Raw genomic sequence first — 6,077 nt, 5'->3', positions numbered from 1 at the left:
CACCATTATACCGCATTCCCTTTCCTTATACGAGAAAAAGACCACCGATAGGTGGCCTTTTTCGACAGGCTGAAGGCATCGGGAAAATTCCCGATGCCTTTTTGTTTTGTCTTGCAAAGGAAGCAATCAGACCTTCACGATCCAGCCCTTTTCATCGGGCAGAACACCCCACTGGATGCCGGTGAGGGTGTCGTACAAACGCTGAGTCACCTGGCCGATGTTGCCGTCGTTCACGGTTACCTCGTCGCCCTCGTAGTACAGCTTGCCCACCGGGCTGACCACCGCGGCGGTGCCGGTGCCGAACACCTCTTCCAGCTTGCCGGCGTGGGCGGCCTCCATGACCTCCTGAATGGACAGGCGGCTGTCGCAGTCCACGGTGTAGCCCCAGTCACGCAGCAGCTCGATGCAGCTCATGCGGGTGATGCCGGGCAGCACGGTGCCAACGGTGGGGGCGGTGCGGATCACCCCGTCGATCTTGAAGAAGCAGTTCATGCTGCCCACTTCCTCCACATACTTGCGCTCCACGCCGTCCAGCCACAGAACCTGGCTGTAGCCCAGCTCGTGGGCCTTCATCTGGCCTGCCAGGCTGGCCGCGTAGTTGCCGCCGCACTTGATGAAGCCGGTGCCGCCGGGGGTGGCGCGCACATACTCGTCCTCCACATAGATCTTCACCGGATCCAGACCCTCGGCGTAGTAGGCGCCGGAGGGGGAGGCGATGACGATGAATTCATAGGTGGCGCTGGGCTTTACACCCAGATGAGGCTCGGTGGCGATGGTGAAGGGCCGCAGATACAGGCTGGTGCCGGGGGCGCTGGGCACCCAGTCACGGTCCACATCCACCAGAGCCTTCACGGCCTGCACAAAGTCCTCCACCGGAATGGTGGGGATGCACAGACGCTCGTGGGTGCTCTGCAGGCGCTCGGCGTTCTTCTCCGGGCGGAACAGCTGCACCTGGCCCTCGGCGGTGCGGTAGGCCTTCATGCCTTCAAAGCTCTCCTGCGCGTAGTGGAACACCATGGCGGCAGGATCCAGCGAAATGGGCTGATAGGGCTCGATGCGGGGCGAATGCCAGCCCTGGCCCTCGGTGTAGTCCATGCGGAACATGTGGTCGGTGTAATGGGTGCCGAAGCCCAGATTGTTCTGATCGGGCTTTTCCTTGGGGGTGGTGGTTTTGGTTACTTTGATCTCCAACATGAAACAGGTCCTCCCTTTTGCGGCCGGTGGATATGCGCCGCCGCCTGTGATTGGCTTTTATAATGTGACCATTATAGAACCTGTTTGGTACTTCCGTCAAGGCTTTTTTGCTTTAAAAGGGTGATTCGATAGCATAAAACAGCGGAACGTGCCGCCAACGGCCCATATATATAAGGAAAGCACTGCCTTTTCCGGGTCTGGCCGGTTTGAAGGCGGTGAAATTGCTCACAAACATAAACTTAACATTCCCCCGGATGGAACGGGCGTGGATTGGTGGTTTTGTAAAATTTCTTTACAAAAAATTGGGCGGTTTAACAAAAGCCTAACCGAACCATGCGGGCGGATTTTGCAAAGCGGGCGGTATAATGATACCAGTTTCGCGGGAAAGCGAAGCGCAAGCGAGACCGAAACTCCGCTTACAGGAGCGGGGAGACCGGATGAGATTCATTGGAATGAATTGAGAAGAAGAGGGAGTAAGACAAAATGAAAATGAAGCGTTTTATGGCAATGGCTATTGCATGTGTTATGGCTGCCGGTCTGGTAGCCTGCGGCGGCTCTGAGAGCACCGCTACCACCAGCACCACCGACAGCACCGCTGCCACCAGCACCACCGCCAGCACTGCCGAAGAGACCACCGCCGATCTGAGCGGCGCGGTAGCCACCGGCGGTTCCACCAGCGTGGAGAAGGTGATCGGTGCTCTGGGCGAGGCCTTCATGGAAGCCAACCCCAGCGTGGACGTTACTTATGATCCCACCGGCAGCGGCGCCGGCGTGACCGGTGCTGCCGACGGCACCCTGGACATCGGCCTGTCCAGCCGTGCGCTGAAGGACGAGGAGAAGGCCCAGGGCCTGAAGGAGACCACCTTCGCGCTGGACGGCATCGCCATCGTGGTGAACACCGAGAACACCGTTGAGGACCTGAGCCTGGAGCAGATTGCAAAGCTGGCTACCGGCGAGATCACCAACTGGAGCGAAGTGGGCGGCCCCGATGCCCCCGTTGTTCTGATCGGCCGTGAGGCCGGCAGCGGCACCCGCGACGGCTTCGAGAGCATCGTTGGCGTGGAAGACAAGTGCGCTTACGAGCAGGAGCTGACCAGCACCGGCGCCGTTCTGGCCGGTGTGGCCGCCAACCCCAACGCCTTCGGCTACGTTTCTCTGGCCAGCGTTGACGACACCGTGAAGATGGTCACCGTGGACGGCGTTACCGCCAGCGAAGAGACCGTGAAGGACGGCAGCTACAAGATCCAGCGCCCCTTCGTGTTCGTGACCAAGGACGGCGAGGAGCTGAGCGCTCAGGCCCAGGCTTTCTACGACTTCGCCCTGAGCGAGGACGCTGCTGAGCTGATCGCTGCCGCCGGCGCGGTACCCATGGTTTAACAAGAAGGCTACATGCCTTCGCCTGACACCCCCAAAGGTCGGCATGCCGGCGAAATGAAGCAAGTTTGTTAGGCATCGCCGCCGGAAAATACGTATCTACGCAGGTTCCGGCGGCTTTTTTGCGGCAAAAAACCGCAGTGTGTGCAAAGCGAGTAACGAAGAGGAAAAGCGCTATGAAACTGAAACAGAGCATCGAGCGGATCATGAACGCAGTGTTCTTCATCTGCGGAATGGTCTCCATCGCGGCGGTGGCCCTGATCACCATCTACATGGTGTGGGCCGGCCTGCCCGCCATCATCAAGATCGGCCCTGTGGACTTTCTGCTGGGTACCGTCTGGAAATCCACCGCTGCCGAGCCTCAGTTCGGCATCCTGCCCTTTATCCTGACCAGCGTGTGGGGCATGCTGGGCGCGCTGATCATCGGCGTGCCGGTGGGCGTGCTCACCGCCGTGTTCCTGGCAAAGCTGGCCCCCCCGAAGCTGGCCGCTCTGGTGCGGCCCGCGGTGGAGCTGCTGGCCGGCATCCCCAGTGTGGTTTACGGCCTGATCGGTATGATCGTGCTGGTGCCCGCTGTGATGAAAACCTTTGATCTGAAGAGCGGCAGCTGCCTGCTCAGCGCCATTCTGGTGCTGGCCATCATGGTTCTGCCCAACATCATCTCGGTGAGCGAGACCGCCCTGCGGGCCGTTCCGCCGGAGTATGAGGAGGCCAGCCTGGGCTTGGGCGCCACCTGGATCGAGACCGTGTTCAAGGTGAGCGTGCCCGCCGCCCGCAGCGGCATTGCGGCCGGCATTGTGCTGGGCGCCGGCCGCGCCGTGGGCGAGGCCATGGCCGTGATGATGGTGGCCGGCAACGTGGCCAACATGCCCGGCCTGTTCAAGAGCGTGCGTTTCCTGACCACCGCCGTGGCCAGCGAGATGAGCTATGCCGCAGACGGCAGCCTGCAGAAGCAGGCCCTGTTCAGCATCGGCCTGGTGCTGTTCGTGTTCATCATGCTGATCAACTGGCTGCTCAATACCTTTTTGAAACGGGGGGAGAAACAGTGAGCCATTCCGCAAAACGCAAAGCAAAGGCGACCGTGCTGAAGGTGCTGGTTTACGGCAGCGCCTTCCTGACCGTGGCCGTTCTGGTGGCTCTGCTGGGCTACATCTTCGTGCGGGGCATCCCCAACATCACCTGGCAGCTGCTCTCCACCAAACCCAGTGTCATCAAGGACACCATCGGCATCCTGCCGAACCTGCTCAATACCCTGTACATCATTCTGCTGACCCTGATCATCGCTCTGCCTCTGGGCGTGGGCGCGGCGGTCTACCTGACCGAGTACGCCACCAGCAAGACCTTCATCAAGGTGGTGGAGTTCACCACCGAGACGCTGGCGGGCATCCCCAGCATCATCTACGGCCTGGTGGGCATGCTGGTGTTCGTGCAGATGCTGGGCTTTGGCTCCAGCCTTTTGTCCGGCAGCCTGACGCTGGTGATCATGATCCTGCCCACCATCATCCGCACCACCCAGGAAAGCCTGAAAACCGTGCCCGCCGGGTACCGGGAGGGCGCGCTGGGTCTGGGCGCCACCCGGTGGTACATGATCCGCACCATCGTGCTGCCCTCCTCCATCAGCGGCATCATCACCGGATGCATTCTGGCAGTGGGCCGCATCGTGGGCGAAAGCGCCGCCCTGCTGTTCACCGCGGGCAGCGCCACTATCATCGCCTCCAACATTTTTGAAGCCTACACCCGGGGCGGCGGTACCCTGTCCGTCGCGCTGTACATGTACGCCGCCGAGCGCGGTGAATTCGAGGTGGCCTTTGCCATCGCGGCCATTCTGCTGATTCTGGTATTCCTGATCAACATGGCCACCCGTCTGGTACAGGTCAAAATGAAGCAGAAGAAGTAAAGGAGCAGCCAACATGAGCGAAAACGCGATCCTGCAGGCAAAGGACCTGCATCTTTATTACGGCGAGACCGAGGCGCTGAAGGGCATCGACATCGCCATCCCTGAAAAGAAGATCACCGCCCTGATCGGTCCCTCCGGCTGCGGCAAGTCCACCTTCTTAAAGACCCTGAACCGGATGAACGATCTGGTTCCCAATGTGCGCATCACCGGCGAGGCTCTGTTCCACGGCAAGAACATTCTGGATAAGGACGTGGACGTGACCGACCTGCGCCGCCGCATCGGCATGGTGTTCCAGAAGCCCAATCCGTTCCCCATGAGCATCTACGACAACGTGGCCTACGGCCCCCGCCTGCACGGCAACCACAGCAAGAAGGAGCTGGACGAGCTGGTGGAGAAGAGCCTGCGCGGCGCCGCCATCTGGGACGAGGTGAAGGACCGGCTGAAGAAGAGCGCGCTGGGCCTTTCCGGCGGCCAGCAGCAGCGCCTGTGCATCGCCCGCGCGCTGGCGGTGCAGCCGGACGTGCTGCTGATGGATGAGCCCACCAGTGCTCTGGACCCGGGCAGCACCCTGCGCATCGAGGATCTGATGGACGAGCTGAAAAAGGATTACACGGTGGTCATTGTTACCCACAACATGCAGCAGGCTGCCCGTATTTCTGACCAGACCGCCTTCTTCCTGCTGGGCTCTCTGATCGAGTACGGCCCCACCAAGGAGCTGTTTGCCAACCCCAAGAACCCCAAGACGGAAGAATACATCACCGGTCGGTTCGGCTAAGGGAGGAATCTGAATATTATGATGACACGCATCAACTACAACAACGACCTGCAGGCGCTGTACGACGCGGTGAAGCAGATGGGCCTGACCATCGAGACTTCCATCGACCAGACCTGGAAGGCCCTGCAGAAGCTGGACATGAAAACCGCCCAGGCCATCATCGACGGCGACGAAGCCATCGACCAGATGGAACGCAACATCGAGAAAGCCTGCCTGGAGCTGGTGCTCACCCAGACCCCGGTGGCCGGTGACTGGCGGCGCATTGCCTCCATCATGCGCATGATCTCGGATCTGGAGCGCATTGCCGACCACTGCAGCGATATTTCCGAATACATCGTGCAGCTGGCGGCCAAGCCCGCCGTGGAGCTGCCCGCTCCCATGGAGAAGATGTTCTGCCTGATGAAGACCATGGTCAAGGAGACCGTGACCGCCTTCGTGGAGCTCAGCGAGGACAAGGCCCGCGCCGTGATCGGCCAGGACGATTTGCAGGACGACTACTTCCTGCAGGTGTGCGAGGAGCTGTGCGACCGGATGCAGAAGCACCCGGAGGAGGTGCGCCAGCGGGTGGATCAGCTGATGATCGCCAAGTATCTGGAGCGCATGAGCGATCATTCCACCAACCTGGCGGAGTGGGTGGTCTACATCGTGAGCGGCCAGCTGGTCAACAACTAAACCTTTTCGTTTTCTTCGCATATACACAAAACAGAAAAAGCCCCGGTGGATTCTGCCGGGGCTTTTTCTGTGTGTTTCCGATGAGAAGAAACGAAAAAGGGGCTGTTGCAAAATAGCCTAAAATGAAAAAAATGAGATAGACTTCCCCGAAAGGGTTGCCTATCT

6 protein-coding genes are annotated in these 6,077 nt (G+C 60.1%); 5 read left to right on the top strand and 1 reads right to left on the bottom strand.

The window, feature by feature from the left end; genetic code table 11:
- Positions 1-126: 126 nt before the first annotated feature.
- The gene (locus ACESYO_RS16295) at positions 127-1,194 is read right to left on the bottom strand and encodes a branched-chain amino acid aminotransferase (RefSeq protein ID WP_283128855.1); all 1,068 of its coding nucleotides are present in this window, start codon (positions 1,192-1,194) and stop codon (positions 127-129) included.
- A gap of 489 nt (positions 1,195-1,683) precedes the next feature.
- Here ACESYO_RS16295 and ACESYO_RS16290 point away from each other — a divergent pair, with 489 nt between their 5' ends.
- The 5 genes from ACESYO_RS16290 to phoU all read left to right on the top strand — a co-directional run bounded on the left by ACESYO_RS16290 (position 1,684) and on the right by phoU (position 5,912).
- Positions 1,684-2,571, top strand: a complete 888-nt coding sequence (locus ACESYO_RS16290; protein WP_058964234.1) for a phosphate ABC transporter substrate-binding protein — start codon at positions 1,684-1,686, stop codon at positions 2,569-2,571.
- 173 nt (positions 2,572-2,744) lie between these two features.
- The gene (pstC, locus tag ACESYO_RS16285) at positions 2,745-3,617 is read left to right on the top strand and encodes a phosphate ABC transporter permease subunit PstC (protein ID WP_373210860.1); all 873 of its coding nucleotides are present in this window, start codon (positions 2,745-2,747) and stop codon (positions 3,615-3,617) included.
- Positions 3,614-4,465 (top strand): phosphate ABC transporter permease PstA, encoded by an 852-nt coding sequence (gene pstA / locus ACESYO_RS16280; RefSeq protein ID WP_242868350.1) that lies wholly within the window; start codon positions 3,614-3,616, stop codon positions 4,463-4,465. The genes pstC and pstA overlap by 4 nt, the downstream gene beginning before the upstream one ends.
- A gap of 13 nt (positions 4,466-4,478) precedes the next feature.
- Positions 4,479-5,240 carry a phosphate ABC transporter ATP-binding protein PstB gene (gene pstB, locus ACESYO_RS16275; RefSeq protein WP_058964008.1) on the top strand — a complete coding sequence of 254 codons (762 nt, stop codon included), beginning with the start codon at positions 4,479-4,481 and terminating at the stop codon, positions 5,238-5,240.
- 18 nt (positions 5,241-5,258) lie between these two features.
- Complete coding sequence (phoU, locus tag ACESYO_RS16270; RefSeq protein WP_058964009.1) at positions 5,259-5,912, top strand: phosphate signaling complex protein PhoU; 654 nt, start codon at positions 5,259-5,261, stop codon at positions 5,910-5,912.
- The last annotated feature ends 165 nt before the right edge of the window (positions 5,913-6,077 follow it).

Origin of the sequence: Allofournierella massiliensis (assembly GCF_964241245.1) — a bacterium.
Classification (GTDB): Bacteria; Bacillota; Clostridia; order Oscillospirales; family Ruminococcaceae; genus Allofournierella; species Allofournierella massiliensis.
The sequence above is the reverse complement of the archived record's forward strand: the minus strand, read 5'-3'. Positions and strand labels throughout refer to the sequence as shown.

What these genes read in the sequence shown, in the direction of transcription:
- pstC (WP_373210860.1), top strand. Translation starts at nt 2,745, where the DNA reads ATGAAACTGAAACAGAGCATCGAGCGGATCATGAACGCAGTGTTCTTC.
- ACESYO_RS16295 (WP_283128855.1), bottom strand. Translation starts at nt 1,194, where the DNA reads ATGTTGGAGATCAAAGTAACCAAAACCACCACCCCCAAGGAAAAGCCC.
- pstB (WP_058964008.1), top strand. Translation starts at nt 4,479, where the DNA reads ATGAGCGAAAACGCGATCCTGCAGGCAAAGGACCTGCATCTTTATTAC.
- ACESYO_RS16290 (WP_058964234.1), top strand. Translation starts at nt 1,684, where the DNA reads ATGAAGCGTTTTATGGCAATGGCTATTGCATGTGTTATGGCTGCCGGT.
- phoU (WP_058964009.1), top strand. Translation starts at nt 5,259, where the DNA reads ATGATGACACGCATCAACTACAACAACGACCTGCAGGCGCTGTACGAC.